A 432-nucleotide genomic window follows, 5' to 3' on the forward strand; every position below is an offset into this window, starting at 1 on the left:
ATAGCTTGTTTGATACAATGTTCGGTATTACATTCCAAGCTATTTTAGGATATATTTTCTCACCATTAGCATTCGTAATGGGCATCCCGCAAGCAGAAATGGTAACAGCGGGACAAATTATGGCAACAAAATTAGTATCAAACGAGTTTGTTGCGATGCTTGACCTTGGAAAAGTAGCTGGTGATTTATCGGCTCGTACGGTTGGTATTCTTTCTGTATTCCTTGTATCATTTGCGAACTTCTCATCTATCGGAATTATCGCAGGTGCAACGAAAGGTATCGATGAAAATCAATCAAATGTTGTATCATCATTCGGTTTAAAACTTGTATACGGTGCAACGTTAGTAAGTATATTATCAGCGATTATCGTTGGGGTTATGCTTTAATAAATTAAGAAAAGCAATGAGCGTAGGCTCATTGCTTTTTTGTTTA

General features: G+C 36.8%; 1 protein-coding gene. It reads left to right on the forward strand.

What is annotated here, in order from left to right:
• The coding region (locus tag SB717_RS33815; RefSeq protein WP_410907176.1) for a nucleoside transporter C-terminal domain-containing protein at positions 1-386 on the forward strand (386 nt) is incomplete at its 5' end.
• Between the last annotated feature and the right edge of the window lie 46 nt (positions 387-432).

Origin of the sequence: Priestia sp. SIMBA_032, from assembly GCF_046535215.1 — a bacterium.
Classification (GTDB): Bacteria; Bacillota; Bacilli; order Bacillales; family Bacillaceae_H; genus Priestia; species Priestia aryabhattai.